Annotated in this window: 11 protein-coding genes and 3 pseudogenes; 8 read left to right on the top strand and 6 right to left on the bottom strand. The window is 67.6% G+C overall.

Features of this window, described 5'->3' with window-relative positions:
- Positions 1–200 precede the first annotated feature (200 nt).
- Positions 201–597 (bottom strand): annotated as a pseudogene (locus ACY34K_RS30665) (transposase); the annotation flags it as partial.
- Positions 598–1,191: 594 nt separating this feature from the next.
- On the opposite strand from ACY34K_RS30665, the gene ACY34K_RS30660 reads away from it, so the two are divergent.
- On the top strand, positions 1,192–2,490 hold the full coding sequence (locus tag ACY34K_RS30660) for a NucA/NucB deoxyribonuclease domain-containing protein (RefSeq protein WP_462752939.1): 1,299 nt from the start codon (positions 1,192–1,194) through the stop codon (positions 2,488–2,490).
- 54 nt (positions 2,491–2,544) lie between these two features.
- Here ACY34K_RS30660 and ACY34K_RS30655 read toward each other — a convergent pair whose 3' ends face one another.
- On the bottom strand, positions 2,545–3,006 hold the full coding sequence (locus ACY34K_RS30655; RefSeq protein WP_462752937.1) for a hypothetical protein: 462 nt from the start codon (positions 3,004–3,006) through the stop codon (positions 2,545–2,547).
- A gap of 573 nt (positions 3,007–3,579) precedes the next feature.
- Here ACY34K_RS30655 and ACY34K_RS30650 point away from each other — a divergent pair.
- Together ACY34K_RS30650 and ACY34K_RS30645 are read left to right on the top strand one after the other, a co-directional pair.
- A complete protein-coding gene (locus ACY34K_RS30650; protein WP_462752935.1) occupies positions 3,580–3,789 on the top strand; it encodes a hypothetical protein in 210 nt (69 codons plus the stop codon).
- Positions 3,789–4,487 (top strand): restriction endonuclease, encoded by a 699-nt coding sequence (locus ACY34K_RS30645; RefSeq protein ID WP_462752933.1) that lies wholly within the window; start codon positions 3,789–3,791, stop codon positions 4,485–4,487. Before ACY34K_RS30650 ends, ACY34K_RS30645 begins: the two co-directional genes overlap by 1 nt.
- A gap of 119 nt (positions 4,488–4,606) precedes the next feature.
- Here the strand turns inward: ACY34K_RS30645 and ACY34K_RS30640 are convergent, their stop codons facing one another.
- Together ACY34K_RS30640 and ACY34K_RS30635 are read right to left on the bottom strand one after the other, a co-directional pair.
- On the bottom strand, positions 4,607–6,346 hold the full coding sequence (locus tag ACY34K_RS30640) for a P-loop domain-containing protein (protein WP_462752931.1): 1,740 nt from the start codon (positions 6,344–6,346) through the stop codon (positions 4,607–4,609).
- A 346-nt stretch (positions 6,347–6,692) separates the two neighbouring features.
- Complete coding sequence (locus ACY34K_RS30635) at positions 6,693–7,028, bottom strand: hypothetical protein (protein ID WP_462752929.1); 336 nt, start codon at positions 7,026–7,028, stop codon at positions 6,693–6,695.
- 182 nt (positions 7,029–7,210) lie between these two features.
- Between ACY34K_RS30635 and ACY34K_RS30630 the strand changes: the two genes are divergently transcribed.
- On the top strand, positions 7,211–7,537 hold the full coding sequence (locus ACY34K_RS30630; RefSeq protein ID WP_462752927.1) for a hypothetical protein: 327 nt from the start codon (positions 7,211–7,213) through the stop codon (positions 7,535–7,537).
- A 32-nt stretch (positions 7,538–7,569) separates the two neighbouring features.
- Here ACY34K_RS30630 and ACY34K_RS30625 read toward each other — a convergent pair whose 3' ends face one another.
- A complete protein-coding gene (locus tag ACY34K_RS30625; RefSeq protein WP_462752925.1) occupies positions 7,570–8,472 on the bottom strand; it encodes a DNA-3-methyladenine glycosylase family protein in 903 nt (300 codons plus the stop codon).
- A gap of 322 nt (positions 8,473–8,794) precedes the next feature.
- Between ACY34K_RS30625 and ACY34K_RS30620 the strand changes: the two are divergent.
- Positions 8,795–8,930: pseudogene (locus tag ACY34K_RS30620) on the top strand (transcriptional regulator); the annotation flags it as partial.
- A gap of 212 nt (positions 8,931–9,142) precedes the next feature.
- Complete coding sequence (locus ACY34K_RS30615) at positions 9,143–9,766, top strand: hypothetical protein (protein ID WP_462752943.1); 624 nt, start codon at positions 9,143–9,145, stop codon at positions 9,764–9,766.
- A gap of 27 nt (positions 9,767–9,793) precedes the next feature.
- On the opposite strand, the pseudogene ACY34K_RS30610 reads toward ACY34K_RS30615, so the two are convergent.
- Positions 9,794–10,022: pseudogene (locus tag ACY34K_RS30610) on the bottom strand (acyl-CoA dehydrogenase family protein); the annotation flags it as partial.
- 1,898 nt (positions 10,023–11,920) lie between these two features.
- Between ACY34K_RS30610 and ACY34K_RS30605 the strand changes: the two are divergent.
- Both ACY34K_RS30605 and ACY34K_RS30600 read left to right on the top strand, forming a co-directional pair.
- A complete protein-coding gene (locus tag ACY34K_RS30605) occupies positions 11,921–15,574 on the top strand; it encodes a laminin G domain-containing protein (RefSeq protein ID WP_462752923.1) in 3,654 nt (1,217 codons plus the stop codon).
- A 225-nt stretch (positions 15,575–15,799) separates the two neighbouring features.
- The gene (locus tag ACY34K_RS30600) at positions 15,800–21,754 is read left to right on the top strand and encodes an RHS repeat-associated core domain-containing protein (RefSeq protein ID WP_462752921.1); all 5,955 of its coding nucleotides are present in this window, start codon (positions 15,800–15,802) and stop codon (positions 21,752–21,754) included.
- The last annotated feature ends 43 nt before the right edge of the window (positions 21,755–21,797 follow it).

Raw genomic sequence — 21,797 nt, 5'->3', positions numbered from 1 at the left:
CCATCCTGCCCATCATCTACGGCATCAAGGAGATCGCCAACTTCCCGCCCCGGCCGGGGCGGGCAGGCGGGACAGCGGGCTCTACCTCGCCCAGTGGGTGCGCACCCTCGACCAGGTCCGCGACCAGCGCCCCTACCGGCGCCAGTTCGCCGTTCCCGGCTTCGTCCGCCGCCGCACGGGCGGCCTCACCGACCGCGACGTCCGCTTCTGGCGCTCTCGGTGCGTCCGGCGGTGCCGGAATACTGCCTCTGGACCCCGGCCGAGCGGATGCCCTTCTTCAGGAATCCGGTGTCGTCCACGATCAGCACCGCCTCCGGGATGTTCGAGCAAGTAGTCCCGCACATCGGACAGGACCGCATAGGCGTCCCAGTCGATCCGATTCAGCAGACGCTGCATCCGGTCCGGGGCTGCATGCCCAGCCTCCTCCGCCAGCGTCCAGCCGTTCTTCCGTTCCAGCGGGGCGATCAGTCCCCGCATATATGCCAACGACGACTCCCGCGGTTCAGTCCTGTTAAACCGGTTAACGAACCGTTCATGCAGGTCAGCCAGCCCGGACACCCACCGCCGGGCATCCGCCGGCACCACATCCCACCCCATGACCAGCACAACGATCCGACAAACCAACCGCCACGCCAAAGACCGTTGCAGTACTAGCCAGTTCAGCTCTGCAGAACAGCTGCCCAGGGCCTGCAACCGCTGACAGGCTGGCCGCTTACGGCCCGCGAGAACGCTGAGCAGGAAACTTCCGGTATATGGCAGTAGCTCCGCGTTTGATCAGCCATGCGGCCAAGTTCTGGCTGCCGAGCGGTCGGGCAGGGTGGTGACCCGCGACCCCCTCGCACAGGCAGCCGGCGCGTTGCTGGCAGAAACTCGGATACTCAGCCAAGTAGAGCGGCGAACACGCCTTTCGGCCGTGGTAATCGGTCATGCGTGCAACAGATCAGGTCGAACCCATCTGCATATCTGCCAAGTTCGATCAGAAGTTCGATAGATCTTGGGGTTGCGGCGGTCTGCGGGCTGTCGCGTGACCACACCTGATCTCGTGATCCTGGGGGAACCATCAGTACCGCACCACGACTTCACCGTGCCCGCACCTCCTTCTTAGCCGCGGCTGCGGCCGTCCTGCTGCTACCCGCCGCCCCGACGGCCGCAGCGGCGCAGGAGACGGGCCTCGGGCAGGCTCGCACGTTCATGCTTCCGCTCAACACGCCGGTGCCCTCGCTAACAGAGGAGGGATCCGGCGCCGCGGCCAGAAGACTGTCCGATCCGGCACAGCCGTTGAGCCCAGCGACCACGCCGATGGAGGTGGTGGGCCCCGCGGCCGGCTACGGCATCAAGACGGCCGTGCCCGCTGCCACACCCGACAGCGTCGCCACCCTCGCCCGCAGCTCCCGTGCCGCCGCGGCGCCGGATCCGCTGTATCCCGAGCCGCCCCGCACCATGTCGCTGGATGAGTGCAAGAAGAACATGGGCGGCACGGCGCAGGTGTACATCAAGTCCCGGTTCGCCGTGTGCACCGGCTTCAAGGTCTCCACCGTCTGGGAGAAGAGCAACGGCTCGGTCGGCAAAAGCTCCTACGTCGTCTACATTCGCGGCACGGTGCCCAAAGAAGCCGACCGCACCATGTTCTTCGACTATGACGTCGTCGACTTCACCCAGGTCGGCCCGACAGGTGTCGCAGGCCTGAAAATCGGTCTGAAGGCCACCGTCGCGCAGGACTGGCCGGCGGCTGCCACGCCCGTGGTCAGCAATACTCTGCCCGTCACCAAGACCTGGCCCCAGATGCAGGCGAGCCCTCACTACACCCACACCGTCCGTTACGCCCCCGGACAGGGCACCGGTGCGGGAGCCGCGGACGTCGTCTTCGCCGTCTACCAGCCCGAGATCGTCTCCACGCTGCCTCCCGGCTGGGTGGGCCCAAGTCCGCAGATCGGCAAGCCGTTCATGTTCGCCCCGCGCTGGGACGCCGCCTCCTATCTGCGCAACTCCACCAGCGCCGGCAATCCCACGAACAAGGGCGGCGCCGCCTTCAGCATGACCGCCACCCTTGAGTACAGCAGCAAGGCCGGAGCTCCGGAACGGGCGGTCGCCCAGCACATCCAGCAGGCGTTCACCGACCCCAAGGCGACCAAGCCGCTGAACGCCCTGAAGAACGTTCCCGGCGACAACGTGAAGGAGCCCCTGCACCGCCTCTACCTCGACAAGAGGCGGCGTGACCGTAACCGTGCGGTCGCCGTCCGGGAGTGCACCCGATACTGGGGCGCCAACTACACCGACGGCGGCAAGGAATGCGACGAGTTCCCCTTCGCCACCACGTATGAAGGATCGGCACAGTCAGAGTTCGACGTGCACGTGGAGAAGAGCAACTTCTCCGTCCAGCCCGTGCCCGGTGGGGAGAATGGCTACGCCGGCAACTACCTGAGCGGCTTCTACACAGCCAACAGGATCATCGACGGCATGGAAGACGGCTTCATCGTCAAAATCAACTAACGGTTCGTTGGGCAACTGCCGGCGCGAGCCCGCGAGGCCGCGCCGGCTGCGGCCTCACACAGCCTTGGGCCAGAAGTCGATCACATACTTCTCAACTCCGTGCGCGACACCCTCGATGCGCGTCACCCGCTCGACCTCGGCCCGCCCCGTGCAACCCACCCGTACCCTCCACCATCCCGGTGCACCCAGGCGGATCAGGTGGTCGGACCGGCCGAGGGTGGTGGTCCACACGGCGACATCCCCGCTCGTCGTCTCGAAGTCGACTTCGCCCTGCTCGTCCCAGCCATCCTTCGCAGGCCCGGGCTCGCTGTCCCAGACCCGGACGGTCACCGCGGCGGTGTGGGTATGTCCTCCGCTGAAGAGATCGAAGCGGCGCTCATGCTGATTCAGGAACACGCCCCACTCGTAGCCGCCGCCGAAAGGTACGGGGACCGCGCTGTCGTCGGACTCCTGAAAACCGAAGCCCCGGAAGGCGACTTCGACGTCCAGCTGTTGCTCCTGTACTAACTCAGCCATGCCGTCCTCCTGGTTACGGGGGCCATCCCAGGAGCGAGCCTATAGCCGCCGATCAAGACCGTTCTGCAGCGGTCACAGGTCGGTGACCGAGGTGCCGACCCCTGATGAGCGTCGCCCCTCGTGACTCAATGCCCGTTTGCTACGGCACGGATCGCAAGCGGCCCCGGATGAGGGCATCGCTCCTTCGCACGTATGGCCAATGCAAAAATGATCTGCGGTGTCCGCCGGCTGGTCAGGGGTGGCAGTCACGCCGACGGTTGTGTCGAACAGTGGCGCTTCTTTTCGCCTTTCACCATGAACCGTCAGCAGCCTGCGGCGTGGTGTTTCTGGCCAGTGGCGGGTGGTTGTACGCCAACGACGGTCGGCACCTTGTGACGTGAACCCACGCTTGTGCAGGTGAAGGGGCCTGGAAGATGCGGTATCGAACACCGCATGCCCGGATGTCTGTTTCCTGCTCTGGACAAGCCACGAGCGGTGATCGTTTCGCTGCTCGTGTCAGTGCCCGCTGCTACACCCAGAGGCAGGGAGCGAGCCGCACTCCGCGGCTCGCCCGCTGCAAGGGGAGGAACAGGCATGGCAGGCAAGGTACCGGAGGGCTACGTCCGGGTTCGCAGCTATCTCAGGCGCAAGCCGAGCGCCAGCCGGAAGAAGATGAGCGGCTGGAGCATCATGGCGATCATTGCCGGCATCTGGCTGTGGGGCCAGGTCATCGGGTTCGGCGAGGCCGCCGAATCCCCGGCGCCCCCGCCGGCTCCCGCCGTCTCACAGCCGGCAGCCCGCTGATGGCGAAGGGGCGGCTGAGGCCGCGCATGCCGCGCGATACGGGGGAGTGGGCTGCGGCCGCGGTTGTCGCCGTGGCAGTGGTGATGCTGCTTGTGAAGAGTGCCGTTGCTGCCTGGACGGCAGCTGTCCAGGCCTGGCCGGTGCTTGCCGCCCTTGCCGGCGCCGCTGTGCTCTATGCAGCCAGCCGTAGGGTGGGCGCGGCACGGGCAGCCAGCGCGCGCGCCGCGAACCTGGCACGTCTTCGCCTCACGCTCACCGAAGTTGACGCGATGAGCGACGCGCAGTTCGAGTTCATCCTGAGGGACCTGCTGGTGAGGGACGGCTGGACAGCCCGCCGCGTGGGCCAGCAAGGTGATCAAGCAGCCGACGTCATCGGCCAGCATCCCCAGCACGGCAGGATCGTCATCCAGGCCAAGCACACCAAAGTAGGGGGCAAGGTCGGCTCGCAAGTCATGTACCAAGTCAAAGGCACGGCCGGCCCGGTGCATGGTGCAGATATCGCCGTCGTAGTCACCAATGGCGGCTTCACCCGTGACGCCAAAAGCTGGGGCGACCGCCATCACGTGTACTGGGTCGACCGGGACCGGCTACGCACGTGGGCTGAGACAGGCACCCCCCTGCGTGATCTGCTGCGCCTGCACCGGCTGGCAAGCCGGATACCACGCCCACGTGTCTCACGAGTGCCCAACCCCAATTGACCGCTCGTCAGGCGCCGTATTCGTATGGGCGCCAACAGGTCGGCCGAAGGCCGGCGGACCGCTCCCGCGGCTCGGGCTTCGCTTGCGAACCTGCGCACGAGGCCTGCGGTGGGACGCTCTCAAGCGCGGAAGTATTCACTGCTGCGCGTGGGGGGCCCTGCCGCTTCAGCCGCAGCGTACGCCTCATCGACGACGTCAACGAATTGAATGCGCCGCGCATCCCCCAGGGCTGTCATGTGCTCGCGCCAAACCGGTCCGCTGTTTCGCCAGTGGAGACGGGCGATCTCTCCGCTGAAATGGTTGTTCAGCACGACGCGGAGAGCCCTGGCGAAGTGCTCGGCGTCTGCGGCTAGCCGGGCAGCCCGCTCGTGGTCCCCCGCCTTAGCCACCGCCTCAGCCGTGCCCGCCAGCGTCAGGCCGTGCTTCCACGGCACGGTGATGGTGCGGGCGATCTGGATGGCGTCTGCGGCCAACCGGGCAGCCCGCTCGTGGTCACCGGCCGCAGCCACCGCCCTAGCCACCCCGGCCAGCGCCTGCGCCTGCTTGCCCAGGTCGGTGATGGCTCGGGCAATCTGCTCGGCCCGGTTGGGGTGGCCGAGAGTGGCCCACAGGGCAGGGAGCTTGGTGGGGACGTGGGCGTTGCGGGATTCGAGTTGTCCGCGGTGGTGGGACAGCCTGGCCAGGGCGCACAGGTCCGGTTCCGGGCAGTCCAGGAGTAGGTCTTGGCAGGTTTTGATCTCGGTGAGGGCGGCGGTGTCGCCACCGGACAGGTCGAGCATCCGGTCGTGGCGTGCCGGGTCGATGGCCAGGGCGGTCAGGCGGTTGGTGTCGCCAGCGGTGGCCAGCATGCGGGGGTAGCCAGTCAGCAGGTATTCGGGGGTGTGCGGCGGCCACGGCAGCCCGTCGTCGGTGGGTGTGCGGTATTCCTCGGCCCAGGTGTGCAACCGCTCCCGGTAGTGGGCCAGGCGGTCATGGCCGAGGTAGTGGCAGGCGGCGTTCTGTAGTTCCTCGTGGCCGAGCAGGTAGACCTGTCGTCCGTCGTCCGGTGTCCAGCCGGCGAGACGGCGGGTAAATGTGCGCCCGGCCACGGTGTGCAGTATCTCCTCGATGGTCACCAGGTCCGCGCCTGTCAGCTCACGCAGGTCGGGGCCGGAGAGGCCGCCCCGGGCGGCGGTGAGCAGGCCCAGCAGATCCTGCTCGATGGGGCTGCCTGCGAGCAGACGTTTGAGTTCGGACTGGCCGAGTCGCTGCAGATCCCTGGCATGCGGGGAGCCACTGAGCAGGCGGATGATGCCCGGGTCACGCAGTGGGTGCCAGTCAGGCACGTCGTCGGGGATCGGGGGATTGGGCCGTCCGGCGACGATGATCCGCATCCCGGCCGACGGGCGGGCCGGCAGCAGTCCGGCGATGCTGTGTGCCCCCCGCCCGGTTGTCACGCCGCGGTCTTCGTCCAGCCCGTCAACGACCAGCACCAGCCGGCCACCCGCCTGCTGACTCACGGCCGCGGCCTGGGCGAGCAGATCCATCATTGCTGATTCCCGGGCTGCTTCATCGCTGCTGGCCGGTAGGTCCTGGCGGAGCAGTGCACACAGCTGCTCCGTCAGTGCGGTGGTGAACGCCTCCCGTGTGTCCTGCGCGGCCAGCCGGGCGGTGATGAAGAACGACACCAGCCACACTCCGCCGGCGGCAGGCGGGGCAGGCGGGTTGAGCACGAAAGTGGACAGCAGCGCGGACTTGCCCGCCCACGGCCCGGCCTGCCACCACATGTAGGGACCGCGACGCTCATCCAGGCAGAAACCTGCCAGCTCGGCCAGCTCAGCCTCCCGGCCCAGCAACTGCGGTGGGGCGATCCGCTCCACCTGCCGCTGGTACGCCGAGCGCACCGGCCGTGGCACAGGCCCACCGTATTTGTAAACCGTCACGTTCCCGACGACATGCCCGAAACTGGTACCGCCACGCTCCGCGTAGACATGCCCAGGTGGCTGGTCGGCTGGAGCGGCTGGCCACTGCACCATCGCGGCCGTGCCACCGGATGCTCCGGGTACGGTCAGGGGCGTGACCGCCCCGGCTCGGAAGGGCCCGGCCTCTCTCCGTCTGCAGGACTGCGGTCCATATGCACGTTCCCGGCGACCTGCCCGAAAGCGAACCCGTCACCGCTGGCCTGGGCATGAGCGTCTCCGGTGAACACCGCCGACCCGGCGCCGGTCACCACTGAAATGCCGCTAGCCTGCTCAGCCGCACGCAGCTGGGCCACCAACTCGGTGACAGCCTGGCCGAACTCGTCGTCTTGAGCGCTGCGGCAGTGACCGCCAACTCCACCTGCTGACGGGTCAACTCGCTGACTTGCCCCTCATCGGTGGCGGCCTCCTCGGCCAGATCATCCAGGGCGGGATGCGCGCCGAGCTTGGCGGCCACTACCGCGCGCAGCTTCCCCAGCCCCGCATCGATAGACGGATCGACCAGGCCGTCGGCCACTTGACGGGCCTTGCTCACCGCCCACGCAATCAAATATCCGGTCACTGCTCCGGCTTCGATTTCCATGCGGCTTGCCTCTTTCCCCGTGAAACGCTTACCGCGCTGCACCCTCCCTAACGCGAATAATCTGTCACAATTATCGCATAAGTTGACCATTTCCTCTAAGCGGTGCCGAGCCCAGCCGCATCGCGGCAGGAGCCCCGCCCCGCCATCAGCCATGGCCAGGGTCGCCAGCGGAGGTACGCGCGGTGGCGCTGATTGAGGCCATGACGACCGATGACATCAGCGACCTGCGAGATCATTACCGCGAGGCGCTGGAGGAGGTCATTCAGGCCAAGGCGGAAAACCCCGAGCCGCAGCCCGTGGGCGAGGCCCCGGAGCCGGCCGGGACGGTTGTCGACCTGATGGCCGCGCTCAACGCGTCCGTCGAGCAGGCAAAGGCGTCCCGGGGTGAGGCCGCCGAGCCTGCCACGGTGCATGACATGCCGAAGCCGATGAAGAAGGCGCCCGCGAAGCAGGCCAAAGAGTCCCCGGCGAAGAAGGCGTCCGCCCGGAAGCCGCGCAAAGCTGGCTGACTTGTCGGCGGCCGCCACCGCCCTTGTGGCAGTTACAGGCGTGCGAGGCGGCCCAGCGGCGCTCGGGGTTCGCGCCGGGACGGGATGCGGCCGCTCAGCAGGATGAGCCGGGCGGCCCGGTGGCGCTGCCCGGCGTAGGGGGCGAGGAGCTGCAGCATGTCGGCGTCACCCAGGCCGCGCCGGCCGGTGAGGGCGTAGCCGATGATGCCGGGCAGGTGAAGGTCTCCCATGGTCAGGGCATCGGGGGCGCCGTTGGAGCGCTGCAACGTCTCCGCCGCGGTCCACGGCCCGATCCCAGGTACCAGCTGCAGGCGCCGCATCGCCTCCGGCAGCTCCATGGCGGCGGCTTCCTCCAGCCGGGGCGCGTAGCGGCAGGCCCGCACGATCGCCGCGGCACGTTTGTCGTCGACGCCTGCCCGGTGCCACTCCCAGGACGGGACCATCGCCCACCGCGCTGGCGTGGGCGGGACCCGCATGCCGTCCGGGGCCGGGCCGGGCGCTGCCTCGCCGTAACGCAGAAGCAGACGCCGCCACGCCGCGACCGCCTCCCGCGTGGCAATCTTCTGCTCCAGCACGCTCGCCACGAGCGCTCCCATCACCAGCCCGGTCCGCCCCAGCCGCAGACCCGGGTGGCGGTGAGGGGCCTGGGCCATGACCCGGTGCCGGGGCCGGAACAGACGGGGATCGTCCTTGGCGCCCAGTAGCGCGGGCAGTGTCTCCAGCGCCCAGTCGGCACCTCGCCCCCACGCCTCACCCACCACCACACCCGCCTGCACATAGATGCGCAGGGCTACCGGTCCCTGCGGCGTGCGGGAGGCGCGCCATAGCGTGCCGTTCTCCCAGCGGCAGGCGGGGTCGCGGCCGCCGCGCTGCAGCACCTGGAGGGTCAGGCGCAGATCGTACGGGCCGGGCGGAACCCAGCGACGCGCGGGCATGCCGCCATGCTACGACCGGTCATGGGCGAGCAACGGCCCCCGGTCGTGCGCCTGGCCCGGGCACCGGGGCCACCGGGTGTTTTCCGGTGCCCGCCCCACGCGGGGCATCGAGAGGCGGGCACCAGCCCACAGAAGCGGCCCGAAGGTCCCGTCCCGTCATCCCGGACCGGGGCCGCACCTCTCTGCCTACGCTCCGGACCTCAGCCGGGCGAGCGGCGGCGGTGCGTCCAGCCCAGCACGTCCCTCGTCCGGGTGGCGCGGCCGCCACCGGCGAACCACCCGCAAGGGTTCGGCCGTCGCTGGGATACATCAACGACGCCAGACAGCGGAGATCAAGGGGACCCAGCCGCGCGAGCTCGTCGACTACGCGAAGGCGTTTGCCGGCCTCGCGGAGATGGCCGTCTACGGCGGCGCTGCACGCTGCCCTCATTCAGGCCGCGATCGACGCACTGGTGTGAACTGCGAGGGCACGCACCAGGCCCAGCGCATCGTCATGGCCCGCACCCCCGTAGGGTCCTGACCCCGCCGGACGCGAGGTCTCCCGGTCCATGGCCGGGGGACCGCGCGTGTTCCGATCGGCGGCGTACCCTCTAGGCTGTACGCCGGTCGGCCCCAGGTGCGGGGCCCAGGGGCGGGGAACAGGATGTCCGTAGAACGTCAAATAGCGGGGATGCTCCAGCAGATCGCCCGTCAGCAGGACATCGTCGAGATCGCCCCCCAGGGCTCCACGCCGAAGGCGGCCGCCCTGGCGCACGTGGCGGAGCAGTACGGCTACACGTACGGCATGGCGTACAGGACCGGGTTCAAGAACTCGCTCGTCCAGGTGCGGATGTACCGGGACCCGCAACCCGAAGCGCGCGTCCGCGAGGCGGCCACCATCACCGCCCATCCGCAAGCGGGCAACGGCGGGACAGTGCCGGGACTGGAACAGGGCTCGCTGAAGCCGCTCCCCGAAGCGGTCGGTGCCGTGGCCGTGCTGAAGGACCTCGTCACCTTCGACGTCATGGCCCAGTACGTCGCCGACCGGAGCCAGAAGGTGAAGGGCTACCTCGCCTGCGCGGTCCTGACCGTCATCCTGCTCATCGACAGGTCGCCGGTCGAAGCGGTCGCCTCCGGCGGGGCGGTCGCGCTGCTCTTCACCGTGGCGTTCAAGGTGGGCGCGATCCGCCGCGGGAAGATCGCACAGCGGCTGACGGACGCCGGGTTCCTCGCGGTGCGCGACGAACAAGGCGGCCAGCGGTTCCTGCGCCCGGGGCAGCAGTTGCCCGGCCACACCACCCCGTTCGCCGCCTGAGGCCATGGCCTGCGGCGCAGGCAGGACGTAGATCTGAGTGATCTTGGCATCGCGAATCATGCGCTCGACCGGGTAGTCGCGGGTGCAGCCGTAGCCGCCGAGGAGTTGGACGGCGCCGTGGTGACCTCCAGGCCACGTCGGAGGCGAAGCACTTGGCCGCGGCGCCGACGAAGGTGAGGTCTTCCTTGTCACCTCCGGCGGAGACGCGCTCGGACTTCGCGGCGGCCGAGTAGGTCAGCTGGCGGGCGGCCTCGATCGAGGGATGGCGAACGGGCCACGAAAGACCCTTGCCATCGAGGTCCCCGCCACCGTCACCCCAAAGGCCTTCGACCTGTGGCTGGCCCACCGCCACGGCCGCGCCCTACCCCCGCTGGAAGCTGCAGGCCCCCTTGCTGGACCCTGCAAGCTGGTTGGCACGTATGGACGGCCGCGTGGCCCAGGCCGGGCTCCGCGATGTGCTGCTCGTCGATCGGCGTCATCCCCTTGCTGAGGCTAGCGGGCGGGGAACGGTTCGCCGGCCGGCATGGGTTCACTCGCAGGTGGTGAAGCAGAGGCGTGATTTCGTCATCTCGGCTGGACGGATCGCCCGTACTGACGGCACCGCCTGATGTCCCGCTTGAGCGGTTTAACGGACTATGCCGAAGCCTTCAAGGGCCTGGCGCAGATGGCCGTCCATGGCGAAGCCGCCGCCCGCACGCTCATCCGGGCCGCCGCCGACTCCCTGGAGTGAATCCGCGCAATTATCCGCAACCTTCTTGAGGCCCGGCCTTCGCCGTCCGTAGCGTCGAAACACCGACGGACCACCAGCGGAAAGGCGGTGCCTCATGCCCGCACGCACGACCAGCACCACCGGTCCCGCGCCCCGGTACGGCGTCCCCTCCCCGGCGCTGCTCGCCCGCGCCGACCGCGGCTACGAGTGCTTCCTTGCCCGGTAGACCGAGGACCAAGGGCATAACGGCAGCCAGGCCGTGCCCGCTACCGCCACACACCCCCGCGAGACCGCCACAACAAGGCTTTGATGAGCAGCAGGCACCTGGTCCTGCACGACCCGGCAGGGCTTCTCGAAGGTGCCTCCTCGACCGAGGCACCACGGCTGGCTTCCTGTGTCCTCGGAGGTTGTGAGCGTCAGTTCGCTTCGGGTCGGGGCTGGCGGGGTGTGTGTCGGTCTGTGTGAACGGGGCCTGGAGGGCGTGGTGGTTACGGCGATCCAAGAAGCCCGACCGTGCGACGACGACGCGCACGTTGCCCGAATGGCGGGTCGTCGCAGCGGACGATCAATCGCCGCGCAGAGCCGACGACGGTCCGCGTGCGTCAGCTCCCTCATAGCTCTAATCAGCGTCGGTCCCGCCCCCTGCAAACAAGCTTCGGTTTCGCCGCCGGCACAGGGGAGACCGTCCCGGTCTTCCTCGCGGGGTTGTGATCAGCCTGACTGGGGCCGTCGTCGGGTCCTTGCCCGGCCGTCCGCAGAGCCGGACTCGCCGGTCCCGGACCACCTCCCAACCCGCTCCGGTTGATCGAGAGGGAAGGTGCGCGTGGAGCTGAGTGAACCGCGACGGTGGGTACGGGCCGCCTGGTCGAAGCCGGATGTTGGTGACATGCGAAGTGATGCAGGCAGCGCTGTCGCCGGTTCAGCTCGTCGGCTCGGGCACACATATGGCGGCGCCGGCGGTCGACCCGTACGGCCGTGGCCGTCACCTGGCTGCTGGGCGCTGCACCACGGTCGTCATGGGCGGGGTCACCGTGCGCAAGTGGGAACGACGCCAAATGATGTGGGTGGTGGATTGTTGGTTCGTCAGGCGTGCTGGGTGACTGAATAGCGGCCGTGTTGGCGCGCTCTTGAGGGGCGGTCAATTGTTCCCATCCTCTTCGGATTCCAGGTCTTGGGCAGAGCAGTCGGTGAGCTGCATACGTGTGGGGTGTTCGGGCCTCGGAATCGAAGGTCTTCCATCAGGCTGGGCGTGGCGTGGCGCGGCTGGCACTCATTGGTTGGAAACCAGCTCTGACCTGGGTGTTGATGGTTTTGCTGCAGGAATTTCGGTCTTGACTCGTGCATGTTCAGCGCAGAGGATTTGGCGAATCTGTGTAAAGATCATGTAAGTCTGGGGTGGGGTTGTGACGGGTGGGTGGTGGCGCCGGCGGCGTCACAGAACGGGCGTGCTCGTAGCCGCCGCGGTGATTGGGTCAGTGCTGCAGCCGTTGTCCGGCGGTGTGGCTGACGCCCGTACGCCCGCGGCACTGCCTGTGGCACCGCGGGCGGCGCAGGGCGCTTCGGCGCTTGCGGCGCAGACAGGTGAGCCTGTGGAGGTGGTGTCGGAGCGGTCCGCATACACCACGACGCATGCGAACCCTGACGGAACGTTCACGCTGACTCAGGCGACGACCCCTCAGCGGGTCAAGAGCCGCGATGGCTCCTGGCGCGAGGTCGACACGACACTGATACGCAGAGCGGACGGCTCCGTAGGGCCGAAAGCGTCGGTGGTAGACCTGTCGTTCTCCGGCGGCGGCAGTGGGAAGGACATGATCCGCCTCGCCGCTCCTCAGGGCTCGGTGACCCTGGGATGGCCCGCGCAGTTGCCCGAGCCGGTCCTGGAGGGGGCGACAGCCACCTATCCGGAAGTCCTGGCGGGCGTGGATCTGAAGCTCACGGCCACCTCGGAGGGTTACCGGGAGGTCCTGGTCGTCAAGTCCGCCAAGGCGGCGGCGAACCCGCAGCTGAACGAGGTGGAACTGACCGTCGCAGCGAACGGGCTGCGCGTTTCCGCGGGCAGCGGTGGTGGCCTTCGGGCAGTCGACGGCAATGGCAACACGGTCTTCAAGGGCCCGGCCGGCCTGATGTGGGACTCGGCCGGCGACTCCGGTGCCCAGCCTCAACTGCTCCGCAGCAGCACGGGTAGCGAGAGGCCTGCCGAGGCAGATGCGCCGCGAGCGGCCGCACCCGACAAGGGCGACGCCAGTGCGGTTCTGCCGGTTCGTGTCTCCGACGGTGAGGTGGCCGTCAAGCCCGACATGAAGGTGCTGCGGGGGAGTGACACGGTCTACCCCGTGTACATCGACCCCTCTCTGGGCCTGGGCGTGTCGGAGCGGACGGTGCTGTCCTCCGATGGAGACACCTTCTGGAACTTCGACGGTGACCACGGGGTCGGCAACTGCAGCCGTCTGGGTCCCTGGTACTGCGGCACGGACTACACCAACCGCATGTATTTCGAGTTCGCGCCGACCGCGCTGTCGGGCAAGTACGTGATCGACGCGACCTTTCGCGCCTTCGAGACGTGGTCGTTCTCGTGCAGTGCGCACAGCGTGCAGCTGTGGCGCACGAACAACATCTCCAGCGCCAGCCGCTGGCCGGGCCCGGCACAGCTGGATCTGATGGGGGACCGGAGCGTCTCGGCGGGCCGTGGCGATCACTGCACGCCGTCCCAGCCGGATTCCTGGGTCGAGTTCAACGACAGCCCGAGTGAGCCCGACGAGAACCTGACCAAGACGGTCCGTTCTTTCGCCGACGGCAACTTCTCCCGTCTCACCTTGATGCTCCGGGCCGAGAACGAGAATGACCCCGATGCCTGGAAGCGGTTCAAGGACAACGCCGTCCTGCAGGTCGTCTACGTGCTGAAGCCCGGATTCCCGGTCAATGTCGGTACCATCCCGGGCGACGGGACGGACGCGCACTGCGCCAGGGACGTCAGCGCACCCGACACCGCTACGATCATCAACCCCACGCTGCAGGCCAGGGTGCGTACCCTGCAGGCACCGGCCAATGAGTCGGAGAAGGGGTCGCTGCGTTCGCACTTCCTTGTGCAGAAGCAGACCTCGTCAGGGTTTGTCGATCACTGGCGGGTCAACGAGCCCGGTGCGGGCTACGACATCAACGGGACCCTGGAGAAGGTGGCCCTCTCGGGCGGCACCGACGGCACCGTGTACCGGTTCAAGGCGCTGACACAGTCGTTTTGGACCTACGAGGGCGTCACCACAGCCATCTCCTCGGGGTACTCACATTGGTGCTACTTCAAGATCGACCTCCATGCCCCCGAACCCCCGGTCATCGTGCCGGGCACCCCCTACAGCGCGGCTTGCACGGACGCTGGCTGCGGCGAGCCCGGCGTGGCGGGTTCCTTCACCTTCAAGCCCAATCCCAAAGACGTCAGTGACACGACCGACCCGGACATCACCGGGTACCGCTGGTGGCTTTCCACAAAGGCAGGCGCCACCGAAGTGCCCTCCTCCGACGGGACCGGTGACACGGTCAAGGTGTCTGACGTGACGCCATCCGTAGCAGGAACCACCGTGCTTACCGTGCAGGCCAAGGACGTACGCAACCGGTACGGGGCAGCCTCCACCTTCACCTTCAAGGTGAAGCAGCCCGAGGGCGCGGTCAGCCGCTGGCATTTCAACGACACCACCGACAGCGCGCCAGGATCCCACGGCCTCACCCTCCACCAGCAGGCAGGGAAGGCCGCCACCTGGGGGATCGAGGGACGCCGCGGCATCGGGGACCGATCCCTGCGCCTGAACGACGACGTCACCGACCCGGCCCAGCAGACCGGCTACGCCACCGCGCAAGGCGGTCCTGTGGTGAATACGGCCGAGTCTTTCACCGTATCGGCCTGGGTCATGCTCACCGACGCCACCAGGACCCGGGTGGTGGCCTCAGCCCCGGGCACCTCCACCTCTGCCGCGTTCAACCTTTTCTATTCGAACACGGCCAGGAAGTGGGTGTTCAACCGGGCCGTCGCCGACTCCACCACCCCCGCCTATGTGAGCGCGGTGGCGGACACAGCGAATCCGCCGACCGGAGTGTGGACTCACCTGACGGGTGTGTTCGACACCAAGGGTGACCAGAACAAGGGCAACGACACTATTCAGCTGTTCGTCAACGGCCGCCCGCAGGGGCCCGCCGCGGGTGTCGTCCTCTCCAGCACCAACGCGGCGTACACGCCGTGGACCTCATCCCAGAACCTGCGTATCGGCGCGTCCAAGGCGGGCGAGTACTTCATGGGCCGCATCGACGAGATGGCCGTGTGGCAGCGGGCCCAGACCCGCCCCCTCATCGCTGACGAGGCGAAACTGACCGAGGGCAGTGAACAGGCCACCACCCTTGCCGCCCTGTGGGATGCCACCGCCGCCACCGGCACGGCCGTACCCGACACCTCCCTCTACCACAGGCCCGCACTGGCCCTGGCAGGCGGCGCCACACTCGACCCCGAACAGGGAATCGTGCTCAACGGCACGACCGGCTATGCCGCCACCACCGGGCCGGTCGTGGACGAAACAGGGTCGTTCACCGTCTCGGCACGGGTCAGCCTGAACAAGCTGAACCTTGGCGCCAAGCCGCTCCACTACGAGGCCCAGGTCGCCGGCCAGCGCGGTGCAAGCGAATCATCATGGGCACTGTGGGTCGTGAAGCTGGGCGACGACGCCTATCAGTGGAAGTTCACCCGCACCGCCGTCAACAGCGCCGGTGAGGTCGTCCAAAGCTCCAAGATCGCCCAGCTCGACAACGTCGCCGACATCTCAGGCCAGAGCGTCGACGTGACGGCTGTGTTCGATGCACACGCCACCTCGAGCGAAACCGGTCCCGACCCCCATGGCCAGCTGTACCTGTTCATCGGAACGGAGCCGATGAACGACCTTGGGGAGAACAGCGCCTTCACTGCTGCCCAACAGGGCAGCGGCGAGCTGGCGGCCGGCCGGGGCATGACGGCGAACAGCACCGGCCACTATTTGCCCGGGGCGCTGCAAAAGCTCCGGGTCTGGACCGGCGCCATGTCCGGCGCCCAAGTCGTAGCGCAGATCCCGGATTCGGGCATCTAGCACGCACACCCCGCGGCAGGTCCGGGCCCCTCACAGGCCCGGATCTGCCCCGCAAACTCGCGCATCAAAGCTGGCCTTCGGCCGGAGCACACGCCGCGGTCGCAGGACCGCATTCACCAGGGGGCGGAAAGAATGAACTTTGGCCAAGTGGCTCGGTCGGGCCCCCACACGCCGGGCGCCAGGAGGCGATGGACGCGCCGGCTTGCCGCGATCGCTGGATTCACCATGGTGCCCAGCCTTGTCACACCCATCGCCTTCGCCGACGATCCGGACCCCCTGGGCGCCCCGGACCTGCCGAAGTTCCGCTCAGCCACTGTGTCACCGTTCACCGCGAAGGTGGACAAGGACATCGCCGCGACCATGAAGAAGGCCGCTGACGCCGACAGCAAGGAGATAGCCCGCGCCGCCCAAGACCGGGCCGCGAAGGCCGTCTGGCCGGCCGCCGGGCACAGCCGGCTGACTCTGCCCGCCACCGGATCCGCAAAGGCCGCTCCAGGAACACTCCCCGTCACCCTCGCCCGGCCCAAGCCCGCGCCAGACGGCAAGGCGACAGCGAAGCAGCCGATCGCCTCCTCCGTTGAGCTCAGTGTCCTCGACCAGAACAAGAGCACTGCCCTCGGCGTCAAAGGCATCGTGCTGACAGCCACCGGCCCCGCAGCGGGCGGATCTGCCTCCCTCAGCATCGACTACAAAGCCTTCGCAGCCGCCTACGGCGGTGACTGGGCGGGGCGACTGCAAGTACTACGCCTGCCCAACTGCGCACTGACCACCCCGGCCGCGAACACATGCCGCACCCGCACCCCTCTCGAGTTCACCAACCACCGCGCCGCCAACCGCCTCGAGACCGACCTGGTCTTCCAGCCCGCAGCCGGCCGTGCCAACCGTGCCGCCCGAGCTGCTGCAGCCGGTGAGACGATGGTCCTCGCACTCGCGGCAGGCACCAAGTCCGGAGCCGGCGACTACAAGGCCACCCCGCTGTCCGCATCGTCAACCTGGGAAGCGGGCGGCTCCTCGGGCACCTTCACCTGGACCTATCCGCTCAGAGTCCCGCCGTCCGCGGCCGGACCCACGCCGGATCTGTCCATCGCCTACGACTCCGGCAGCGTCGACGGCCGCACCGCCTCCTCCAACAACCAGAGCACGGTGATCGGCGAAGGCTTCGACCTCACCTCCTCCTACGTCGAACGCAAATACGGCAGCTGCGACGACGACGGCCAGGCCGACAAATTCGACCTGTGCTGGAAGTACGACAACGCCTCCCTCGTTCTCAACGGCAAGGCCACCGAACTCGTCAAGGACGACACCAGCGGCAAATGGCGCCTGAAGAACGACGATGCTTCGACCATCACGGTTTCCACCGGCGCGGACAACGGCGACGACAACGGAGAACACTGGACCGTCATCACCGGAAACGGCACCAAGTACGTCTTCGGTCTGAACAAGCTCGACGGCGCACCGGCCACCGACCGAACCCACTCCGTATGGACCGTTCCCGTCTTTGGTGACGACGCCGGTGAGCCCGGCTACGCGGGCGGTAGCGCCTTCTCCACGCGCCACAAGAAGCAGGCATGGCGGTGGAACCTCGACTACGTCGAGGACACCCACGGCAACGCCATGTCCTACTGGTACACCGCCGAGACCAACCACTACGACATGCTCGGCGACGACAACATCGGCACCCCCTACACCCGCGGCGGCTACCTCAACGAAATCCGCTACGGCCAGCGCACAGGGGCCCTCTTCTCCGCCGCCCCGGCAGCGTCCAACAGGGTCGTCTTCGGCTACGCCGAACGCTGCATCACCGGCGACTGCGGGTCCCTGACCGACGCCACCCGCGACAACTGGCCCGACGTGCCCTTCGACGCCGAATGCAAGGCGGACCAGAAGTGCACCGGCAACGTCGGCCCGTCCTTCTACACCCGCAAGCGCATGACCGGCATCTCCACCCAGGCCTGGGACGCCGCCGCCACCACCCCCGGCTACGCCTCGGTGGACTCCTGGGCACTCAAGCAGCAGTACCTCGACCCCGGCGACACCGGCGACGCCACCGACCAGACCCTCTGGCTCGACGAGATCCGGCACACCGGCAAAAACGGCACCGACCTCACCCTGGACCCGGTCAAGTTCGACCACGAGTCCCGCCCCAACCGGGTCGACGGCGCCACCGACAACATCCTGCCGCTCACCAAGCCCCGCCTGAAGGCCATCACATCCGAGTCAGGCGCACAGACCACCATCAGCTACCTGCAGGCCGACTGCCTCGCCGGCCAGACCATGCCCAAGGCAGACACCAACACCCGCCGCTGCTACCCGGTGTACTGGTCTCCGAACGGCGAGAAAGACCCGCGCCTGGACTGGTTCCACAAATACCCAGTCCACACCGTCTCCACCCACGACACCCACGGCGGCGCCCTGCCCGTCCTGCACACCTACAGCTACGAAGGCGCCGCCTGGCACTACAACGAAGACCCCCTCGTCAAGGAAAAGGAACGCACCTGGTCCCTGTGGCGAGGCTTCAAGAAGGTCACGCACCTCACCGGCCAGCCCAACAAGACCCAGTCCAAGACCGTCACCGTCTACATGCAGGGCATGAACGGCGACCGCGTCCTGGGCACGGACGGCAAGACCCCCGACCCCGACGCGCGGAAATCCACGCAGGTCACCGGCATCAAGGCATCCGCGATCGCCGACGCGGCCCAGTACGCCGGCTTCACCCGCGAAGCCGTCACCTACAACGGCACACTCGAAGTCGCCGGCACGGTCAACGACCCCTGGTCCAAGCGCACCGCAACCCAGCACAAGTCCTACGCCGACACCGAGGCGTACTACGTCCGCACCGCCGCCACCCACGCCCGCACCAACATCACCACCACCGCACCGCCACGCGACCGTGTCCGCTCCACGATCACCACCTACGACGCCTACGGCATGGCCGAGACCGTCGAAGACAAGGGCGACAACGCCCTCACCGGCGACGAGAAATGCACCCGCAACTGGTACGCCCGCAACGACACTGCCGGCATCAACAACCTGCTCTCACGCAGCCGAACCGTCACCAAGCCCTGCGCCGTCAAAGACGCAGACCTGACTCTGCCCGGCTCCTCCACCACCCCCGGCGACGTCATCGCGGACACGGCGACCACCTACGACGCCGCCACGGACTGGACCGCCACACAGACCCCCACCAAGGGCGAAGCACGCTGGACAGGCCGCGCCGCAAGCTACGGATTCGCTGACCAGCCCACCTGGCAGAAGACCGCCACCACCACCTACGACACCCTCGGCCGCCCCCTCACGGTCCAGGACGCCAACGGCACCACCACTGGCAAGACGACCTACACTCCCGCCGCAACCGGGCCGCTCACGTCAACCACCGTGGAGAACGCCAAACTCCACAAGACCACCACGCTGATCAACTTCGCCACCGGCGCACCCACGAAGGTCACCGACCCCAACAACAAGGTCACCGAAACGGCCTACGACGCCCTCGGCCGAGTCAGCAGCGTATGGCTGCCCAACCGCCTCAGAGCACTGAACGCCCCCGCCAACCACATCTACACCTACAGCATCAAAGCCTCCGACACCCCGTGGGTGGCCACCCAGACCACGCGCGGCAACGGCACCGGCTACAACACCACCTACGAGATCTACGACTCCCTGCTGCGCCCCCGCCAGACCCAGAATCCCTCGCCGTCCGGCGGCAGCATCATCGCGCAGACCCGCTACGACGAACGCGGGCTGGCCGTCAAGACATCCAGCGACATCTGGGCCCCTGCCACAGCCCCGTCAGGGAACATGGTCCAGATCGATGGCGGCGAGGCCCCGATCGAGACCGTCACCACCTACGACGGTGCCGCCCGCGCGACCAGCACACTCACCCAGAGCTACAACCTCCCGCTGTGGACAACCACCGCGACCTACACCGGCGACACCGTCACCAACAGCGCCCCCGAGGGCGGGCAGGCCACTGCCGTCGTCACCAACGCCCTCGGCCAGACAACCGAGCGCCGTGAATACGGCGGGCCTCAGCCCAGCGGCGAGTTCACCAAAACCCTCTACACCTACACACACGGCGACCGGCAAAAGACCGTCACCGGCCCCGACCAGACCTCCTGGTCCTACGAATACGACCTGTTCGGCCGCCAGACCGCAGCCAGCGACCCGGACAAGGGCCGCTCCAGCACTCAGTACAACAACCTCGACCAAGCCATCAGCACCATCGCCCACGCCAAATCACTCCTGACCGAATACGACGTACTCGGACGCAAGACCGGGCTGTGGGAAACCACCAAGACAGACGCCAACAAGCTCGCCGCCTGGACCTTCGACGCACTCAGAAAGGGCCAGCAGGACACCGCGGTCCGCTACGACGGCGGCCTGACCGGCAAGGCATACACCAGCAAGGTCACCGACTACGACAACCTCTACCAAGTCACCGCAAGCCAGCTGATCCTCCCCGACAGCACCAAAGAACCCCTGGTAGCCGCGGGTGTTCCGCAAACGCTGTCCTTCGCGACCAGCTACAACCTCGACGGCACCATCGCCTCGTCGACCAGCCCAGCAGTCGCGGGACTGCCCGCCGAAACCATCACCAACGGATACAACTTCACCGGCGTCGGCCTGCAGGTAACAGCCACCGGGTACCTCCAAGGCGGGCACTACTCGCCCTACGGGGACGTGACACGACTCGACCTCGCCACCGCCCCAGCACCCGCAAAGCAGACCTACCTCAACTATGCCTACGAAGAGGGCACTCGCCGCCTGAAAAGCTCTTTCGTCACCTCCGACATCCACGCATACCGCCTGCAAGACCTCGCCTTCACACAGGACGACGCAGGCAACGTCACCTCAATCTTCGACGCCGCCAACCAAGGAGGCACAGCCAAGCCCGACCACCAGTGCTTCACCTACGACGGCCACCGCCGCCTCAAGGACGCCTGGACACCCAAGACCGCCGACTGCACCACAGCCCCCACCGCGGCCAACCTCGACGGAGCTGCTCCCTACTGGACCAGCTACACCTACACCGCAGCCGGGCAGAGGGCGACTGAGACCGACCACACCGCCGCGGGGGACAAAACCACCAACTACACCTACGGGACTACGGCCGGCCAGCCGCACCCCCTGGCCAAGACCACGGGTGCCAAGGCCGCCACATACACTTACGACGCAGCTGGCAACACCGAGACCCGCCCTGGCACCCAGGCCCAGCAGACCCTGACCTGGAACTCCGAAGGCAAGCTGGTCAGCACCAAAGAGCCCGCAGCCGGAGCCAAGCCCGCCCTCGCCACCAGTTACCTCTACGACGCCTCGGGCGAGCTCCTGATCCGCCGCGCCTCCGGCTACGGCGACACGGTGCTCTACCTCGGCGGCACCGAAGTACGTCTCACCACCAAGGGCACCACCAAGGCCCTCAGCGGAGCCCGCTCCTACGCAGCCGCGGGCCAGACAATCGCAGTGCGCACCGCCACAGCCGGCACCTCCGGCACCAAGCTCAGCTTCCTTGCCGCCGACCACCATGGCACCAGCAACCTGGCCGTCGACGCCACCACCCTGGCTCTCACCAAGCGCTACACCACACCCTTCGGTGCCCCCCGCGGAACCAACCCGACCGCGTGGCCCGACGACAAGGGGTTCCTGGGCAAGCCGGCCGACAAGTCCACCGGCTTGACCCACATCGGGGCCCGCGAGTACGACCCCGCAATCGGCCAATTCATCAGCGTCGACCCAGTCCTCCCCCTTGAACAGCACCAGGCGCTCAACGGATACAGCTACGCCAACAACACTCCGGTTACTGCCTCCGACCCAACCGGTCTCATGCCAGACCATGGAGGCGGCACCAGCCCCTGCACGTACCCCTGCAAGAGCTTCAGCGAAACCGAAGAGAACGTTGCCCCAGACCCGAGTAAATGGACCAGTGATAGTGGTGGCGGTGGCGCAACGGCGGGGGGAAAGAAGGGAACCGCGTCGGGTGGCAAACATCTGCAGTGCAGCGGTACTGGACTGGCTACCCGTTGTGGCGGCCCTGAAGTGCACAAAAGGCTGGCTCCGCAGGACGATCCATTCGCGCATTTCTGGTACGGCATTTTCCGAAATATAGTATATGCGTCCGAACTGTTCGGCTGGACCGTCGACAGTGACTGTAGAAAGGGGGGGCGGGGCGGGTGCGCCTGGATGTGACTACGGCAGTCAGTACGACAATTGGGTTGCTGAGCAAGGGTAC

This window comes from Streptomyces sp. STAM6 (assembly GCF_054963715.1).
Note: the sequence above shows the minus strand (reverse complement) of the source record. Positions and strands in the feature narration are given on the sequence as shown.

Bases quoted from the DNA above. Each gene is read 5' to 3' on its own strand.
- ACY34K_RS30660 (WP_462752939.1), top strand. From the start codon at position 1,192: ATGCTTCCGCTCAACACGCCGGTGCCCTCGCTAACAGAGGAGGGATCC.
- ACY34K_RS30655 (WP_462752937.1), bottom strand. From the start codon at position 3,006: ATGGCTGAGTTAGTACAGGAGCAACAGCTGGACGTCGAAGTCGCCTTC.
- ACY34K_RS30650 (WP_462752935.1), top strand. From the start codon at position 3,580: ATGGCAGGCAAGGTACCGGAGGGCTACGTCCGGGTTCGCAGCTATCTC.
- ACY34K_RS30645 (WP_462752933.1), top strand. From the start codon at position 3,789: ATGGCGAAGGGGCGGCTGAGGCCGCGCATGCCGCGCGATACGGGGGAG.
- ACY34K_RS30635 (WP_462752929.1), bottom strand. From the start codon at position 7,028: ATGGAAATCGAAGCCGGAGCAGTGACCGGATATTTGATTGCGTGGGCG.
- ACY34K_RS30625 (WP_462752925.1), bottom strand. From the start codon at position 8,472: ATGCCCGCGCGTCGCTGGGTTCCGCCCGGCCCGTACGATCTGCGCCTG.
- ACY34K_RS30615 (WP_462752943.1), top strand. From the start codon at position 9,143: ATGCTCCAGCAGATCGCCCGTCAGCAGGACATCGTCGAGATCGCCCCC.
- ACY34K_RS30600 (WP_462752921.1), top strand. From the start codon at position 15,800: ATGGTGCCCAGCCTTGTCACACCCATCGCCTTCGCCGACGATCCGGAC.